A 16,982-nucleotide genomic window follows, 5' to 3' on the forward strand; every position below is an offset into this window, starting at 1 on the left:
CCGGCGCTCACCCGGCTTCGGACCGGATGGGACGGCCGGGCAGCGCAGTGGACTGCAGCTCACCCTCATACACCACGAACTCGCCGCCGACCAGGACGTACTCGATCCCCTGTGCCGGAGCCAGTTGTTCGAAGGTTGCGCGGTCTGTGACCGTTGCGGGGTCCAACACGGTCAAATCGGCGTCGCATCCGGTACGGACCCGTCCCTTGTGCCGCATGGCCGGCACGAAGCTCTCCAGGATCGTAGCGGGCAAGTAGCTGCACCGAGCGATTGCCTCGTTGAGCGACATCAACCCCAGCTCCCGGCAGATGTGGCCGATGGTCCTGGTGAATGTGCCTGCTGTGCGCGGATGCGCGAAGGCGGCCTCAGGCACCGGCCACTGCGTTTCCAGATCCGCCCCGGTGCGCCGCCCCTCGATCTGCAACAGCATGGCGTCGGAGGCCACTACTGTCCCGGGGAAGGCCACCATCCGGTGGAGCCACCCCATCTGTTCGGGGTCTTCGGGATCCAGGTAGTCCTTGATGACGGTACCGGCGGGATCCTCGGCCCGCAGCTGTGCCAGTCGCTGGTAGTCGGCCACACGTTCGCCGGTCTTGAGGTACCGGATACGGGACGCCGGTTTGCCGCGGCTGCGCATCTGTTCTGGCGAGAGGAAAGGCGCACCTATCGCGGTGGAGGACGCATGATACGGGTACGCCTCCGTGGTGATCCTCACGCCTCTGCGCTGCGCTTGGGTGAGGGCGTCGAGAACCATGTCCGCGTTCACCGCGTAGGTGGAGTTGATGTGGCACAGGTGCACGTGGGCGTCCGTGGCTGCTGCCAGAGCGATCAGCTCGAGCAGCCCCTCAACTCCCGACAACGGGTCATCGGCCTCGGTGTAGCGACCGTGGACGAAGAGCGGGACCCCTAGTTCGCTGGCGAGCCGAGCGAGCCTGAGCATCTCGACCCGGCCCGAATCAGGCGAGTACCCCACGAGCACACCGATACCGATCCCGCCTTCGTGGACGCCCTCGGAGACGCGGTCAAGGATTCGGCCGACCGTACGGGCGTCTGCGGGGTACCGCCAGTCTTCGAGGCCCTCCTTAGCGGCAAGAACGGATGCCGACCCGTTCTTGACATTGCCATTGGGCTCGAGGGTGATGCCCTCGATCTCACTGACACGGGCAGCCAGCCAATTGGAGGCGTACCCGTAGTTGATGGGCCTGCCCTGGGCCTCCGCCTCGGCGTAGGTTGCGGCCACCGGCAACACCCCGGCCTCAAGGTCCAGCGCCGTGGTCACACCGTCCAGGGCTTGGAAGCGCAGTCCGTTCACCGTCTGGGAATGGCTGTGCAGGTCGATGAATCCGGGCGCCAACACCAATCCGCTCAGGTCGACGCGCTGGGCAGCAGGCCGAAGCCCGCTGTCAGCAGCGTCGACACCGACGATCCTTCCCGCGTCGACCGCCACATGCCGCAGCCCGTCGACGCCCGACTCCGGGTCGACGACCCGGGCGTTGGTCAGCAGCAGATCAACTGAACCGGTACCAGGCATTCTTCACTCCCTATTCAGCAGAGGGCGGACCTGCTGCTCCAGATCGCGTTCGATTCCCAACGCCGGGTGGGCAGTTCCGGGCTCTAGTCCCCGGATTCGCGGACGTTGTAGAAGATGTCTCCGGAGAGACCGGCGTACTCGTAGCCGTCCAGGTCCGCACGCATGCCGGTCACGGTCCATTTGTCGCCGAATTTCACCATCGGAACATAGTCGTAGAAGGCCTGCTGGAGATCTTCGGCGGCTTCGAGCGCCTCGCCCTCGTCCGGAGCAGTGCTGATCTGGTCCAGCGCACCGGCGATCTCCTCGCTGTCCGTCCAGCCCGGCCAGTTGTCGTAGAGGAACACGAAGCTGGACGGAACCGTCACCGGGGCGAAACCGGTGATGAACATGTCGTAGGCAGCGGGATCGTCCCGGTCCTGCAGAACTGTGGCCCAGTCGGTGACGATCAGGTCCACGTCCATACCGGCGTCCTCCAGGTGCTGCTGCATCGGAACTGCCGCGTTGTAGTGATCCATGTACTCGCGGCTGGTCAGGATGCGCACCGTTTCGCCGTCGTATCCGGCCTCGTCGAGCAGGTCCTCCGCCTCGGAGGGGTCGTTGTTCGCGAAGAGTTCCTGCCCGACGTCGGAATGCCAGTCGGAGTCCTCGGGCATCAACGCTCCGTTGGTATTGTAGAACTCCTCGGAGACGAAGGCCGACTGCTGCAGCGCCTCGACGTCTGTAGCGGCAAGCACGGCCTGCCGCATGGTTTCATCAGACATCAGGCCTTCTTGCTTGTTGAAGATGGCGCCGTTGAAACCCTGTTCGCCGGAGACCAACTCGATGCCGTCGTCGCCCTCCAGCATCTCCACATTGTCCAGCGGCAAGGCGTTGGCGGCATCGTACTCACCCGACTGCAGGCCGGAGACCCGCGTCGACGGGTCGGTGACGATATGGAAATTGATGGTGTCGTAGTAGGGGTTCCTCTCCCCTGCTGTTCCGTGCGTATCGCCGCCGGGAGACTCATAGTCCTCGAACCGCTCCAGCCGCACGAACTGGTCAGTGCTCCATTCGGCCATTTCATAGGGTCCGGTTCCGATATACTCTTCGACCCCCTCTTCGGGAGCGTTCTCGATGATCTCGGCCGGCATGATCATCGGCAGCTGCCCCTGATCCGCCAACAGCTGCATTGCGATATACATCGGTTCCGGAAGGGTGATGGTGACAACACCTTCCTCCTCGGTGGCCGCCTCAGCCTCGGAGAAGAAGGTCTGTCCCACTCCGGTGCGTTCCATCCACCCCTGCAGGGAGGCGACGACGTCGTCCTCTTCCATTTCCGTGCCGTCGTGGAATGTCACCCCTTCGCGGAGGGTGAAGGTGATGACCAGTCCGTCGTCGGAGACTTCGTAGTCCTCGGCAAGCACGGTCTGGACCTCGCCGTCGGGATCCATAGTGACCAGCGGCTCGAAGAAGTTCCGTGATATGTCGCGGGTTGCTGTCGACGTGGTGACCAGCGGGTCCAGCGTCGGTGGCTGCGCGTTCCAGGCGATGTCGAATTCGCCCCCACCGGCGGCTCCGTTGTCGCCATCGGGTGTGCCGTCCCCTCCGCAGGCGCTCAGCGCCAGTGCGAGCACCGCACCAGTGGCCAGTACGTGGCGTTGTCCCATGATGTTTCCTTACCTCGAAGAATCTTTTCGGGGAGTCCTACGGTGACGCCTGTTGGAATACGGGCTGGCCGGGGCACTGGTCGGGGATCAGCTCGCCGTTGCGAACCACCGCCGTGCCCGCCACCAGCACATGGTCGATTCCTCTGCTGGGGACGACCGGGGCGAAACTGGTGTTGGGCTCGAGCCGGTCCAGGTCGAAGACCACCAGGTCGGCGTCGGCCCCTACGGCTAGGTGTCCCTTGTGTTCCATGGCCGGTACCGATGACCGCAGGATGCGGGCCGGAAGTGCCGTGGAACGTCCGATCACGTCGGTGAGGCTCAGTGTTCCTGTGTCTCGATGCAGCCACGCCAGTGCACGCACATAGCAGGAGGTGGTGCGCGGGTGGACGGTGATGCCGTCAGCCGGCAGCGGCCACTGGTTCAGGTCGAGGTCGGAGCCGTCGGCGCTCCGGTCCAGAGCCTGGACCACCATCGAGTCGGAGGCGAAGGCGGCTCCCTGCAATGTGACCGCCCGCTTCAGCTGCTCAAGCTGCGCGGGTTCGCGTTCGTCGTAGTAGCGGATCAGGCAGAGCCCACCGGGGTCCTCGGCGCGCAGCTCGCGAAGGCGTTCGTAGCTGGCAGCCTCTTCCCCGGTCTTCAGATAGGTGACGACACTGGCCGGCGTGTTGGTGGCCTCCAGTGCCTCCGGTGCCAGAAACTCTGCTCCGATCACCGTGGAGGCCAGCCCGAAGGGATAGGACTCAGTGGTGAAGGGCAACCCTTCGGCCTGGGCCTGGGCGATCAGCTTGGCTGACTCCTCGACTGCGGAGGCGTTGGAGCTGGCGAAGTGACACAGGTGGACCTGAGCTCCGGTGCTTCGGCTCAGCTCGAGGAGCTCCGCGACGGCCTCTACGGGGGTGTGGCCGGGAACTCTGGCTCCCCAGCGCATGTGAACGAACAGTGGCACCCGGTGGTTGACCGCCAGCTCTCCCAGAGCCCGCAGTTCCTCAGCGGAAGTCCTGGGGGCATAGCCCAGCAGCACACCGATGCCGATGGCACCAGCGTGCAGCTGCCCTTCCACCAGCGCGACGATCTGCTTGAGCTCCTCCGCACTGGCCGGCTCGCCCCAGCGCTCACCGCTTTGGATGGCGGAGAAGGTGTCCAGTGGGAGCGCGGGGAGAGCAGCAACTGCGGCGTCGTCGAGCTGCTCCTTGACGATGGCCCGGCTGTAGAGCCAGCCTGCGGAATAGCCGTAGTGCAGGGGGCGGCCCTCAGCGCTGGACCAGTCGTAGGATCTCAGCACCGTCGCGGCCCCTCCTTCCAGCTCCAGGGAGGTGGTGACTCCGTCCAGAGCCTGCAGCCGGTGGCCGGCCAGGTCTTGGGCGTGGCTGTGGAGGTCGATGAACCCCGGAGCCACGATCCTTCCGGCAGCGTCGATAACCGCGTGGGCCTCAGGGACCTCGTCTCCGACGTAGGCGATCCTGCCGTCGGTAATGCCGATGTTCACCTGGGTGTCCACTGTGTTCTCCGGGTCGATCACACGACCGTGGGCGATCAGCAGATCGTAGGGGCGGGGAGCCATCGTGTCGTATCTCTTCCTTGCTCTTGGCGTCGGCTGGCAGGCGGGACCGGGCCACGGGGGGACCCTCTGGCTCAGCGGATGTCGGGAAATCGCTCCTGGGGCGCGGAGAAGTCGGTCTGCGGAACAACCGCGCCGGATCCGCAGAGATCCTCGATCCGCTTGGCGTAGTCCAACAGGACTGCCTCGTTGCGGTAGGACCCCACGACTTGCAGGCCCACAGGGTGGCCTTCCGCGGTGAAGCCCACCGGCACCGAGACAGCCGGGTGGTTGGTGACCGAGATGATGCTGGGCAGGGTCATCCACTCCAGGTAGTCGGCCATCACCGTGCCGTCGATCTCAGGCGGGTAGCGCCGACCCAGCTCGAAAGGGGTCACCTGGCAGGTAGGGGTGATCAGGATGTCGTACCCGGCGGTCGTGGTACCGGCGCCCTCTCGGGGCAGGAACTCGGCCATCCGCTGGAAACACAGGCCCTGTACCTGCTGGGCGCGCGCTGCCTGATCGCCGGTGACGTCCCGACCGACCTGGACGTTCCACCGGGCGTCATCCTTCAGCCTTTCCGGGTGCTTCTCCTCCAGCGGTCCCAGTGCGGCGAGCATCTGTAGCCCGCGCAGTGTGCGGAAGGCTTCCTTGGCGCCCCGGATGTCCGGATGGGCCGCTTCGACCTCGATACCGGCGTCGCCCAGCTGCGCGACCACCGGTTCCAGCACCTCGAGCACACTCCGGGAAACCGGGAAGAAGCCGTTGAAGTCTGCTGTCCAGGCGGCCCGGACCCGCTGCCTTCCGATCCGAGCTCCCGGAGCCGATTCGGCAACCGCCAAGTACCGGGCGGGATCGTCGTCGACACTCACCGGGTCACGGTGGTTCATTCCCACCATGGTGCTCATCAGCAGGGCTGTGTCCCGTACGCTGCGGCCCATGGGGCCTTTCACGGAGATCGTGCTGTAGGGGAAGGCGGACGGCAGGTTCGGGACACGTCCCGGCGAGGGGCGCAGCCCGACCACGTTGCAGAAAGAAGCGGGGTTGCGCAGGGAACCCCCGGTGTCGCTGCCGTCCGCGACGGGCAGCATCCGCGCGGCCAAGGCAGCCGCCGCCCCACCGGAGCTTCCTCCTGCAGTGCGGCTGAGGTCGTAGGGATTGCGGGTCGCACCATAAACCGGGTTGAAGGTGTGCGACCCCAAGCCGAACTCCGGCGTATTGGTCTTCCCGATGACCACGGCTCCGGCTGCCCGCATACGGGCGACGAAGAGAGCGTCGGCGTCGGCAACGCGTCCGGCGAATATCGGGCTGCCCTGGGTGTAGCGGAAGCCTGCAGCCGGGGCCAGGTCCTTGACCGCCACCGGCAGTCCGGCCAGCGGCAGCTTCCTGCGCTCCTCCGTCGGCACAGCATCGACGGCGCGGGCCCGGTCCAGAGCAGTCTGCGTCCGCAGGTCCTGAACAGCGTTGACGGCGCGGTTGACCTCCGCAATGCGGTCCAGGTGTGCCCGCATCACCTCCACCGCGCTCAGAGCGCCCGTACCTACGTCTGCGGCCAGGTCGCGTGCGCTGCGCTGGGTCAGCTGCACTGTCTCGTCACGGGCCCTCATGGCGATGTCTCCAGATCAAGGAGGAATGACGAGGTCGTCAGCTCCTCGAGCAGGTCGCGCCGCACCTCGTAGCCGAGGCCGGGGCCGCCGGGCACGGTGATCTGCCCGTCGCGCATCACCACTTCGGGATCGATGATGTCTTGGGCCCAGTACCTGGACGAGGGAGCGGTATCGCCGGGCAGAGTGAATCCCTCCAGGGCGGCGATAGCCACGTTGTGCGCACGTCCGATCCCGGTTTCCAGCATGCCGCCGCACCAGAGGTCGGTGCCGGTCTCACGGCATATCCTTTCGATCTTCTGGGATTCGGCGATACCTCCGACCCTGCCGATCTTCACGTTGATGATCTTGCACGCGCCCGATTCGACGGCCTGGCGGGCGTCCTCTGCCGAATGAATGGATTCGTCCAGGCAGATCGGAGTGCGGATACGGTTCTGGAGGTGCCGATGGGCGACGAGGTCCTGCGCCAACGGCTGTTCGATCATCATCAGGTCCAGATCGTCCATGGCCGTGAAGAGTTCCGCATCGTCGAGGGTGTAGGCGGAGTTGGCATCGGCCATGATCGCCGTGTCCGGAAACACCTTCCGCACTGCGCGCAGCGGTTGCAGGTCGTGTCCTGGGGAAATCTTGATCTTGATGCGCTTATAACCATCGTCGACGGCGGCCCCCACGGCTGCGATAAGCTCCGCCTCTGTCTCTTTGATACCGATGCTGAGTCCGGCGTCGACCGCGGCCTTGGTCCCGCCGAACGACTCGGCCAGTGAAAGTTCCTGTTTCTTGGCCCAGAGGTCCCAGACGGCTCCTTCAATTGAGGCCTTGGCCATATTGTTCCGTTTGAACGGGCGGAGGAGCTCAGCCACTTGTGCGGGTTGGGAGATCTCCTTCCCCAATAGCGCCGGGATGATGAACTCTTCCAGAGCGACCGCACAGGTGCTGGTCGCCTCTTCCGAGTAGAGCGGAGCCGCGATGGCCACGCATTCCCCGTATCCGGTGGTACCGCCGCTGTGGGCCTCCACGATCAGCAGGTCGCGGTGGGTCTGTGTCGCGAAGCTTGTTGTGAAGGGGCTGAGCATCTCCATTTCCAGCCGGCGGACAGTAACGGATTCGATCTTCATCGGGACGTCCTTGTCTGGCTCTCTGCATCTTCCCGGCGACAGAAGGCGGGGAATCGGATGGGCACGATCTGCGTCCGCGCTTCTGTGCCTCGGTCAGTACGCGCGTCGAAAGCGGGCTCGGCCGAAGCTGTGCCAACGGGCGTGCGCGGTCTCGGCGGTTCTTCTTGTTTGGCTCCGCGGCGGCCCTATGGATTCAAACCGTCCGGATTCGTATTTTCCGAGTATTGGAAGGGCCGACCACACAGTTCAGAAGGATCGTGCCGCGGTTCTGTCATGCCTGTCGCCCTTCCGAAGGTTCGGAGCTTGTCCTCACCCGGGGCGGAACGGCTCCTTACGCTGGTCGGGGTGCTGCACTGGCACGGAGGACAACAGCTGCTGGGTGTAGGAATTCTGCGGGTCGGCGTAGAGGGCTTCGGCGGTGTTCTCCTCAACGAGCTCGCCTTGATACATCACTCCGATACGGTCCGCCAGGTAACGCACTACGCTCATGTCGTGGGAGATGAACAGGTAGGTCAGTCCGCGCTCACGCTGCAGCTGGCGCAGGAGGTTGAGCACCTGAGCCTGGATGGAGACGTCGAGAGCGGAGACCGGTTCATCGCAGATCAGGACCCGGGGCTCGACCATCAGGGCCCGTGCGATGCCGATCCGCTGACGCTGGCCGCCGGAGAACTCGTGCGGGAACCTGTCGGCGTACTCCTCACCGAATCCCACTGCTTGCAGTGATTCCTCGACCCGCTGGCGGATCACGCTGCGATCCCTCTCTCCGATGATGCGCAATGCCTCTCCGAGGATGTGCCGCACCCGGCGTCGCGGGTTCAAGGAAGAATGGGGGTCCTGAAAGATCATTTGAATGTCCCTGCGCAGGCGCATGGAGTCCTTGGTGGTTGCGTCCATAACCTCCCCGCCGAGCGTGATTTCTCCAGCGGTAGGGATGATCAGTCCCTGCAACAACCGGCCGGTGGTCGACTTGCCCGACCCTGACTCCCCCACAAGTGCGTAGGTCTCACCGGGATAGATGTCCAGATCCAGCTGGTTGACCGCGGTCACGGCCCCCTTCCTCAAGCCCAGGGGTGTACGGGAGACGAACTCCTTGACCAGCCCTCGGGCAGAGAGAAGCGCGGGTCCGCGCTGGGCCGCCTCTGCTGTGCTATGTGCCGAAAGGGTCATCGACTGTCCTCCTGGGCTCGACCATCGGAGCCTCGCCCGACTTCAGCAGAGGCGGCGTCGGATACCGGCCGCTCGGTAGCCCGGGCGGGAGCGGTGGGATGGTCTGCCTGGTCGGCGGGGCTGGCTCTGCTCTCGATGCCGGCCTGCCCGGCTTCGGCTGCGATGAGCGCTGGGATCTCTTCGGCCCGGATACAACGGGCCAGGTGGCGGTGGCCAGCACCGTCCGTTCCAACGGCGTCGAGCTGGTACTGGCGCAGCTCGGGGGCGGCCTGTGTGCATTCTTCGATGGCGAAGGGGCACCGAGCGGCGAACCTGCAGCCGGTCGGTACGTTGCTCAGTGTCGGCACAGCCCCGGAGATGATCGGCAGGTCCTTCGAGTTGTCGGTCTCCAGCGAGGGTGTCGAAGCCAGGAGTCCACGTGTGTAGGGATGCGCCGGTGAGTCGAAGAGCGTGTGCACGTCAGTGTCCTCGATGACTTGGCCCAGGTACATCACGATGACGCGATCACAGACTTCGGCCACCACCCCCAAGTCGTGGGTGATGAACATCGTGCCGGTGTTGAAGCTGGCACGCAGATCGGCCATGAGCTCCAGGATCTGGGCCTGGGTCGTCACATCGAGTGCGGTGGTCGGCTCGTCGGCGATCAGCAGATCCGGTTCACAGGACAGGGCCATGGCGATCACCACTCGCTGCCGCTGGCCTCCGGAGAGCTGATGGGGATACTGCCTCATCCGGAGTGCGGGGTCGGGGATCCCGGACAGCTCCAGCATCCCCACGGCCTTGTCACGGGCCTGCTTCTTGGACAGGTCGGTGTGGGTCCGGATCGCTTCCACGAGCTGGTTGCCTACTGTGTAGACCGGGTTGAGAGACGACATGGGGTCTTGGAAGATCATCCCCAGCCGACCACCCCGGTACTTTCGCATCTTCTCCTCGGTGAGATCCAGTAGTTCTGTGTCCCCGTCGAAGAGCACTGAGCCCTCGTAGTCGGTGGTGTCCTCATCAAGCAGGCGCATCACCGACTCCGCGGTCACGGACTTGCCGCATCCGGATTCACCGACGATTCCGAGCACCTCACCACGGGCTACGGTGAACGAAATCCCGTCCACCGCGGTGACCGTGCCGTCCTCCGTGGCGAAGCTGGTCCTCAGATCCTTCACCTCGAGCACGTTGGAGGAGGAACCGGAGGCTGTAGCTGCCGTACCGGGCCGCGACGTTGCAGATGCTGACACCGGGCTCATCGTGCTCCTCCCTCGAAGCGGTCGTCCCGCTGCTCGAAGCCGTCCCGGTCAGCCGTGGCGGCGGGAGATCCTGCTGCAGTGCTGGATGCCTGACGGGCTGCCTTCTTGGCTGCCTTGCGGGCGCGGAGTTTGCGGCCGCTGCGCTTGCCGCGATAGGTGGGATCCAACAGGTCCCGCAACCCGTCGCCGAGCAGGTTGATCGCAAGAATCGTCGCCATGATGAACAGGCCGGGAAAGACCGTCATCCACCAGGCGGAATAGACATGTGTCTTGCCGTCCAGCAGCATGTTGCCCCAGGAGGGAGCCGGCGGCGGCACTCCGGCGCCCAAGAAGCTCAGCGCCGCTTCGGTGATGATCGAATCAGCGAAGACGAAGGTGGCCTGCACGATCAGCGGCGAGAGCACGTTCGGGGCCATGTTGATCCAGATGATCCTGGTCCGTGATGCGCCCTGGGCCCGCAGCGCTTCCACGAAGGTCTGCTCCTTCACCACCAGGGCTGAGGAGCGCACGATGCGGGCCACGTAGGGGGTGAACACGATCGTCAGTGCGATGACCACGTTCGAGGTCTGCTGCCCCAAGGCCGCCATGATGGCGATGGCCAGCAGGATCGCGGGAAAGGCCATCAGCCCGTCGCTGATGCGCATCAGGATCATGTCAGCTACGCGGTTGTAGGCGGCGTAGAGCCCTGCGGCACACCCCAGCACGCCAGTGCACACCGCGGTGAAGGCACCCACGAACAGCGAGACGCGGGCACCTTCGACCACTCGGGCCAACACGTCGCGGCCATAGTCGTCGGTGCCGAAGGGATGTTCCAGGCTGGGGGGCTGGAGCCGGTTGGCGGCGTCGACCACCAGCGGCGAGGGTGTCAGCAGGGGTCCGAAAAGCGCCACCATCGTGACGGCGAACAGGACGATACCCCCGGTCAGGGCGAGCTTGTGGGCGCCGAAGCGCCGCAGGAACCGGGACCTGCGCGAACGGGTCTTGTCCAACCTGTTCAGCGAGCCCACCGTCATGTCCCGGCGCCCCCCGCCGGGAGGGGTGGCCGGAATCCCGGTCGGAGAACCAGATGTCTGTGTCATTCAGCCGTCCCCTCCGGCGAAGCGAACCCTGGGGTCGAGCACGCTGTAGAGAACGTCCACCAGGAAGTTGATCAGCACGTAGGAGACGGCGATCATCAGCACCACGCCCTGGATCACCACCAGGTCGCGCCGCTCCACACTGTTGACGATCAGCTGGCCGATGCCGGGGATGTTGAAGACTGTCTCCACCACCGCCGCCCCGGCGATCAGAGTGCCGAGAGTCTGGCCGATCGTGGTGATGATCGGCAGGGCCGCATTGCGCAGAGCATGCTTGTAGAGCGAGATCCGAGCGCTCAGGCCCTTGGCCTTGGCAGTCTTCATGTAGTTCTTCGAGAACGTGTCCAGCATCGCCGTCCTGGTCATCCTGGCGATCAGCGCGGCCTGCATTGCTCCCAGAGCGGTCGCCGGAAGCACCAGATATCGCAGGGCCTCTCCCAAGCCCTGCTCAGGAGGGGCGTAGCCAGCGACGGGCAACCAGCCCAGAATCACGCCGAAGAGCAGCATCAGGAACAGACCGAGCAGGAACGAAGGCACGGAGATACCCATCAGCGCACCGACCATCACTGTCTGGTCTGTACTGGTGCCCTGCTTCTTAGCGGCCAGGATGCCTGCCGGGACACCGATCAGAATTGCCAGGGCCTGAGCCAGCACCGCCAGGTTGATCGTGGGCCCCAAGGCAGCCAGCAGCACGTCGGTTACCGGCATGCCGATGAAGAAGGAGGTCCCCAGGTCGCCGGTCAGAGCTGCACCCACCCAGGTGACGAACTGGACCAGCAGCGGCTCGTTCAGGCCCAAGGACTCACGGAGCTCTTCGACCTGTTCCGGTGAGGCATCCGGCCCCAGCATCACCGCCGCAGCGTCCCCGGGCATCATGTGCATCAGGCCGAACGTCACCACAGCCACCACGCTCAACACGGGTATCAGCGCCAAGACACGCCGCACTAGGTAGCCAGCCAAGTTTCCTCCGTGCTAACTGTGTGTTGCATCACACCTTAGATTGCGTGCCAAGAGTCTGCTCAACCTAAAAGAAAACGTCAACAAGGTAAGTGGTACTGTCGGAATCAGACATTTTTTTGACTGCACTCGCCAAGAACTGAGGCGTTGATGTCGCAATCTCCCGTGGGCCTCGACATGAAGATCATGGAGGCTCTGCACATTGACGGCCGAGCGTCGTGGCAGCGTATCGCCCGGGTGCTGGGTGTTAACGAAAGGACAGTCGCCCGTCGGGGGAATGCGCTGCTGGAGTCCGGAGTCGTCCGGGTCGTGGCCATCAGCATGCCGGCGCTGGGGCATGTGGTAGCGATCCGCTGCGGGCACGGGCAGGCCAGGATGACTTCCCGGGCCCTGAGCCGTCACGAGGTCAGCCACTGGGCCCACGTCACCACGGGGGACTTCGACGTGGTCGCTGAGATCAATGCAGAGCCCCACCAGGAGACCAATTTTCTGTTGGAGGACCTCCCGGCTGTCGCCGGGATCCGCGATATCCGCACCTATCCCGTCATCGAATACCTGCGTCTCGCCCGCTGGTGGAACCTCGGTATCCTCAACGCCAAGGAGCGCAGTGCTATGAAGGCCTCTGCTGTGCTCAGCCCTCAGCAGTTCATCGGCACTACTGAGAACTTGCCGGACCGGGATCAGGCACTGCTGCACGCGTTGAAGCACGATGGCCGCATCTCCTACGAAGAGCTCGGTAGGCGCACCGGGACATCAGATGTCACCGCCAAACGCCGCGTGGATGCTCTGCGCAGAGAAGGCGTCATCGCCATCCGCGCGGTCATCGAGCCGGATGCCCTGGGGTTGGGCACAGAGACACTGACCTGGCTCGACGTTCCCCCACGGCATCTTCCGGCCGTCAGCCAAGGCATCAGGGACTCCGAACACATCAAATACGCCTCGCGTATCTCCGGTCCGTGGGATTTCATTCTCAAGTGCCATATCCGGGACCGCGCCGCGACCGATGACGTGCTTCCCGACGAGTCGTGGGTTGACCACATCAGCCGCATGAACGTCTCGGTGGCCCTGCGTACGGACAAGCGCAGCATGGTGCCCACGCGCTGAACCTTCCCGTCCCGATCGCCGCAGGTTCGAAACCTCCCGGGTGCCCGCCTGGCAGGCAGGCCGCCCTGCTGTGGTGTGATCTTGGCTCACCGGGAAGAGAGGAACTCCCGGATCTGGCTGCGCTGGTCCATGTGCTCAGACAAAGGATCCGAGGGTGCCCGAGGAAGGTCCTGCCAGTACCCGGTACAGGTGATCGCGCACGCAGAGGCCGGGCGAAGGAACGGATACTGGGGCACCGCACGCAGGACACGGACTACGCACCGTCGGGGGTCAGCCCAACGATCCGCAGCCGCCCCGGCTCTGCGCCCGCCCCCTCACCGGACACCACTACGGCACCAGGTGCGGCGTGCAGCGACAGCGCGTCGGCGCCCTCGGCACTGAACCCCTCAGCGGTTCCGCCTAGGTCGATGACACGGTGTGGGCCCGCCGTCCCCCAGTCCGCAACGAACGCCCCCGGCACGGCGGGCTGTGTGCCGGGCCGTTCCTCCGCCAGGTCCCCGCTCATGACACCGGCCACCCCCTCACCCATGACCGCTGTGCACCCCAGGCTGTAGGCGACCGCGTCGAACGGGCGGACCGTCCCTACCGATGCGGTCCGCTGCTCCCCCGAGTCCAGGGAGGTGAGGGTGAAGCGGATCTCCTCGTCTCCGTGCCCGGCCTCGGCGACGAGCGAACTCCGGTCGTTCCACGCGGTGACCTGGGGGCGGCCGGGTTCCGGGGCGGGCTCAGGCGGGCAGTCGTAGGGCCGGTACGTTCTCAGCTCCCTCGGTTCCGGGCTTGTCGGCAGCTCTTCGGCGAGCACGGAACCATCTTCCAGGTCCAACGCGACCGCCGGGACCTCGCTCTCGCCATCGCCGCCTGGGTGCGCGTGCACGATCCCCACCAGCCCGTCGGACGCCGTGTCCACGCCGACCACGGGCTCAGGGGAGTCATGGGACCACAGCTCCTCCCCGTTCTCGGCGTCGAAGGCGACCAGGCGCGACTCGCCCACACCGTCCTCGTACCGGCAGGACTGCCCTGCCAGGATCCTGTCCTCTGTGGTGGCGAGCAGCTCGGTGTCAGGCGAGGTGGGCCTGCCCTCCCCGCCGTCGGGGTCGGGGGCGTAGGGCCGCTCGCACGGCTCCACCTGGGGCCCCTCCCAGAGCTGGTCCCGGGTGTCGAGGCCGTAGGCGCGGACGGTGTAGGGATTGGCCTCCGACTCGGTGACGTACGTGCCCCTGGTCAGCTCCCGACTCTGCACGAAGCCCCCTACCTGGTCTTCGCCTATGGACCGGAAGTGGTCGGACCGGATCTCTCCGGTGTCCGTGTCCAGTGCCAGCAAGCGCTCGCCCAGGTCACCCCACCGCCGTTCGGAGAAGGACACCGCGACAAGGCTTCCGTCGGGAGAGACCCCGCGGGACATGAGCCCTGACTCCGAGCGCAGTCGCCAGCGCTCGCCGCCGTCGGTGGAGTCCAGGGCGTACAGGCCGCGGGCGTCGATGACGAGGACCCCCGTGGGGACCGGGACGACCTCCGCGTTTCCTTCGGCGGTGCCCTCGACCGGGTGGTCCCACACCCACCCGACCCCGGTGACGGTGTCGGACACGGGGCGGTCCGTGCCCGGCGCTGCCGTGGTGTGATCGGGGTCCGGGGACGATTGGGTCAGCGGGTGCACCACCAGCGCGAGCACCACGACGGCGAGGAGCGCGGAAACCCCCAGGAAGACCTTCCGCACCGACCACTCGCCCACCGCCCTCGGCACCCGCGTGAGCACACGGGTCACTGGACCGGTCATCACCCCGTCCTCCTGTTCCCTCTCCGGCACAGTCTCCTGCATGCACGGCCCACCGGACGGGGACGCCGTCCCGGAACGCGACGGCGTCGGTCGTGCTCTTCGAGACTCTCTGTCGGGACGCTTGAGGTTTCACCGGATCGCCGCGGCTCGGAACGAGAACGTGCTGTTCCGGCAAGACGGCCGCGTGGACGCCGAAACGGGGGAAGCGCTCAGCGCGGTGCGATCGATGTCCTGATCCTGTGCATCCTGCGGGGAGACGCACCTGCGTGCCAGACCCGCACCCGAGTCCTCAGACGGCTGGTTGGGTCCCTGCCGGTCTACTCGGTCTCGGCGGCGGCGAGGAAGCGGGCGAAGGCCTGTTCATCGCCCTTGACGCCGAGGCTCTGGGTTCCGGTGCGGCGCCACAGGGCGAGCAGCAGGTCGGAGGCGGTGCCCTCGGCGGAGGATCCGGCGGTCTCCTCGCTGCGGCTCACCCGCCAGTGCTGGCCGGTGTGGTCGACCGACCACACGTGGCCGGTGTCGGTGGCGCGCAGCAGCACGCGGCCGACCGGGCCCACCGGCTGCTTCGGCAGGTCCAGGAGCTCGGCGAGTCCGAGGAAGAAGGCGAGGAACTCGTCCACGCCGTCGGCGGCGACGTCGGCGGGTACCGGTTCGGGGCGGCCGACCGCGTTGAGGCAGTCCCAGGCGTGCACGGCGGTCTCCTGGGTCATGCGTCTGAGGATGAAGGCGCCGTCCTTCTGCGGTGCCCAGGTCCAGCGGGCCTCGTCCTGGTCGAGTTCGGAGAGCACGGCGATGGTCTGGGCGAGCCCGTCCCGGAACCAGCCCAGGAGCTCTTCGTCCTCGGGCCGCTCGGGCGGGACGTAGCCGTCCTCGGGGTCGCGCACCTCACCGGAGGCGATGGCCCGCCAGAAGTGGTGGACCTCGCCGGTATGCCACGCCAGGTCGGCCACGTTCCACTCGGGGCAGGTGGGAACGTGGGCGTGGAGGCGCCCCTCGGCCGCGTCGGCCAGTGTGGTCCCGCTCTCGCGTAGGGCGGTGAGGTATCGGGGGGTGTCCATTCTCGGGACGTTAGCACCCCGCAACGACAAAAGCCCGGATTTCACCGGCGGGGCCGGTTCAGGACACCTGCCCGCAGAGGGTGTCCAGGTCATGGGGCCTTCGTAGTGCATGATTCGGAGTGTTGGCCCTGCTGGCGCGGACTAACGTGTGCGAAGAGCCTGCACGAGAGTCAGACTCACGCCCCGGACACACGCTCCCGGCTTGGAGGGACCACCATGGGCCAGACTACGGACACCGGACCGGGTGCCGGAGAACTCAGCGAGATCGTCGACGGTGTCTACGCGTGGGTGCAGCCCGACGGGACCTGGTGGGTGAACAACGCGGGCGCGGTCGCCGGGGAAGACGGGCTGCTCGTGGTGGACACCTGCGCGAGCGCGACCCGCACCCGGCTGTTCCTGGACGCGCTCGGCACCGCCACGGGCGGCGCGCCGGTCCGGTGGGCGGTCAACACCCACCAGCACGGAGACCACACCTACGGCAACAGCCTGCTCCCCGCCTCCGCGGTGCTCATCGGACAGGCCGCCATGCGCGAGGCGCTCAGCGAGGACCCCCTGCTCGAGAACGTCCCCCCGTTCTGGGATCCCGTCCCCGACTGGGGCGACGTCACCCGCAGGCTGCCTTCGATCACCCTCGACCGCGGACTCACCCTCCACTTGGGCGGGCGGCGCGTCGACCTGAGCCACCCCGGCTACACCGCGCACACCCCCGGCGACGTCGTGGCCTGGCTCCCCGAGGAACGGGTGCTGTTCACCGGCGACCTGCTGTTCCACGGGCTGACCCCGCGGGTGTTCATGGGCTCGCTCGACGGGGCGCTGCGCTCCTTGGAGTGGGTGCGCTCCTTCGCCCCGGACCACGTGGTGCCCGGCCACGGACCGGTCTTCGGGAGCGCGGAGCTGGACGGGGTCCTGTCCGCGCACGAGCGCTACTACCGGTTCGTCCTGGCGACCGCGGAGGACTCTGTCCGGGAGGGCCGCACCCCGTTGGAGGCCGCGCGCGCCGTCGACCTCGGTGAGTTCCGTGGCTGGGCCGACGCCGAGAGGATCGTCCTGAACCTCCACCGCGCCCAGGCCGACCTCACCGGTGGGCCGATGGACCTGGTCCAAGCCCTCTCGGACGCGGTCCAGTGGAACGGCGGCCCCCTGCCCACCAGCCTGTGACCCGAAAGCCGACGACC

13 protein-coding genes are annotated in these 16,982 nt (G+C 66.2%); 2 read left to right on the forward strand and 11 right to left on the reverse strand.

Translation table 11 applies throughout. The features are described from left to right. Positions 1-7: 7 nt before the first annotated feature. The 9 genes from ACYVD1_RS02330 to ACYVD1_RS02370 form a co-directional block, all read right to left on the reverse strand. Positions 8-1,531, reverse strand: a complete 1,524-nt coding sequence (locus tag ACYVD1_RS02330) for an amidohydrolase family protein (RefSeq protein WP_460767176.1) — start codon at positions 1,529-1,531, stop codon at positions 8-10. Positions 1,532-1,614: 83 nt separating this feature from the next. Then, the gene (locus tag ACYVD1_RS02335) at positions 1,615-3,177 is read right to left on the reverse strand and encodes an ABC transporter substrate-binding protein (RefSeq protein WP_460767180.1); all 1,563 of its coding nucleotides are present in this window, start codon (positions 3,175-3,177) and stop codon (positions 1,615-1,617) included. A 37-nt stretch (positions 3,178-3,214) separates the two neighbouring features. After that, a complete protein-coding gene (locus ACYVD1_RS02340; protein ID WP_460767183.1) occupies positions 3,215-4,738 on the reverse strand; it encodes an amidohydrolase family protein in 1,524 nt (507 codons plus the stop codon). Between the two features lie 71 nt (positions 4,739-4,809). Further along, a complete protein-coding gene (locus ACYVD1_RS02345) occupies positions 4,810-6,321 on the reverse strand; it encodes an amidase family protein (RefSeq protein ID WP_460767186.1) in 1,512 nt (503 codons plus the stop codon). After that, the gene (gene menC / locus ACYVD1_RS02350; RefSeq protein WP_460767190.1) at positions 6,318-7,433 is read right to left on the reverse strand and encodes an o-succinylbenzoate synthase; all 1,116 of its coding nucleotides are present in this window, start codon (positions 7,431-7,433) and stop codon (positions 6,318-6,320) included. The genes ACYVD1_RS02345 and menC overlap by 4 nt, the downstream gene beginning before the upstream one ends. Positions 7,434-7,742: 309 nt before the next feature. Next, positions 7,743-8,480, reverse strand: a complete 738-nt coding sequence (locus tag ACYVD1_RS02355) for an ATP-binding cassette domain-containing protein (protein ID WP_460767193.1) — start codon at positions 8,478-8,480, stop codon at positions 7,743-7,745. Positions 8,481-8,596: 116 nt separating this feature from the next. After that, positions 8,597-9,757: an ABC transporter ATP-binding protein gene (locus ACYVD1_RS02360; protein WP_460767196.1), complete on the reverse strand. Its 1,161-nt coding sequence runs from the start codon at positions 9,755-9,757 to the stop codon at positions 8,597-8,599. A gap of 77 nt (positions 9,758-9,834) precedes the next feature. Beyond that, the gene (locus ACYVD1_RS02365) at positions 9,835-10,917 is read right to left on the reverse strand and encodes an ABC transporter permease (RefSeq protein WP_460767199.1); all 1,083 of its coding nucleotides are present in this window, start codon (positions 10,915-10,917) and stop codon (positions 9,835-9,837) included. After that, entirely contained in the window at positions 10,918-11,874 is a 957-nt protein-coding gene (locus ACYVD1_RS02370) for an ABC transporter permease (RefSeq protein WP_460767202.1), read from the reverse strand. A 147-nt stretch (positions 11,875-12,021) separates the two neighbouring features. Between ACYVD1_RS02370 and ACYVD1_RS02375 the strand changes: the two genes are divergently transcribed. Then, positions 12,022-12,975 (forward strand): Lrp/AsnC family transcriptional regulator, encoded by a 954-nt coding sequence (locus ACYVD1_RS02375; protein ID WP_460767207.1) that lies wholly within the window; start codon positions 12,022-12,024, stop codon positions 12,973-12,975. Positions 12,976-13,228: 253 nt separating this feature from the next. On the opposite strand, the gene ACYVD1_RS02380 is transcribed toward ACYVD1_RS02375, so the two are convergent. Beyond that, complete coding sequence (locus tag ACYVD1_RS02380) at positions 13,229-14,791, reverse strand: outer membrane protein assembly factor BamB family protein (RefSeq protein ID WP_460767210.1); 1,563 nt, start codon at positions 14,789-14,791, stop codon at positions 13,229-13,231. Between the two features lie 275 nt (positions 14,792-15,066). Beyond that, entirely contained in the window at positions 15,067-15,807 is a 741-nt protein-coding gene (locus tag ACYVD1_RS02385; protein ID WP_460767215.1) for a maleylpyruvate isomerase family mycothiol-dependent enzyme, read from the reverse strand. 216 nt (positions 15,808-16,023) lie between these two features. Between ACYVD1_RS02385 and ACYVD1_RS02390 the strand changes: the two genes are divergently transcribed. Beyond that, complete coding sequence (locus ACYVD1_RS02390) at positions 16,024-16,965, forward strand: MBL fold metallo-hydrolase (protein WP_460767221.1); 942 nt, start codon at positions 16,024-16,026, stop codon at positions 16,963-16,965. Positions 16,966-16,982 lie beyond the last annotated feature (17 nt).

The sequence above is a fragment of the Nocardiopsis nanhaiensis genome (genome assembly GCF_054778635.1).

Bases quoted from the DNA above. Each gene is read 5' to 3' on its own strand.
- menC (WP_460767190.1), bottom strand. From the start codon at position 7,433: ATGAAGATCGAATCCGTTACTGTCCGCCGGCTGGAAATGGAGATGCTC.
- ACYVD1_RS02385 (WP_460767215.1), bottom strand. From the start codon at position 15,807: ATGGACACCCCCCGATACCTCACCGCCCTACGCGAGAGCGGGACCACA.
- ACYVD1_RS02390 (WP_460767221.1), top strand. From the start codon at position 16,024: ATGGGCCAGACTACGGACACCGGACCGGGTGCCGGAGAACTCAGCGAG.
- ACYVD1_RS02365 (WP_460767199.1), bottom strand. From the start codon at position 10,917: ATGACACAGACATCTGGTTCTCCGACCGGGATTCCGGCCACCCCTCCC.
- ACYVD1_RS02375 (WP_460767207.1), top strand. From the start codon at position 12,022: ATGTCGCAATCTCCCGTGGGCCTCGACATGAAGATCATGGAGGCTCTG.
- ACYVD1_RS02340 (WP_460767183.1), bottom strand. From the start codon at position 4,738: ATGGCTCCCCGCCCCTACGATCTGCTGATCGCCCACGGTCGTGTGATC.
- ACYVD1_RS02330 (WP_460767176.1), bottom strand. From the start codon at position 1,531: ATGCCTGGTACCGGTTCAGTTGATCTGCTGCTGACCAACGCCCGGGTC.
- ACYVD1_RS02335 (WP_460767180.1), bottom strand. From the start codon at position 3,177: ATGGGACAACGCCACGTACTGGCCACTGGTGCGGTGCTCGCACTGGCG.
- ACYVD1_RS02345 (WP_460767186.1), bottom strand. From the start codon at position 6,321: ATGAGGGCCCGTGACGAGACAGTGCAGCTGACCCAGCGCAGCGCACGC.
- ACYVD1_RS02380 (WP_460767210.1), bottom strand. From the start codon at position 14,791: ATGCAGGAGACTGTGCCGGAGAGGGAACAGGAGGACGGGGTGATGACC.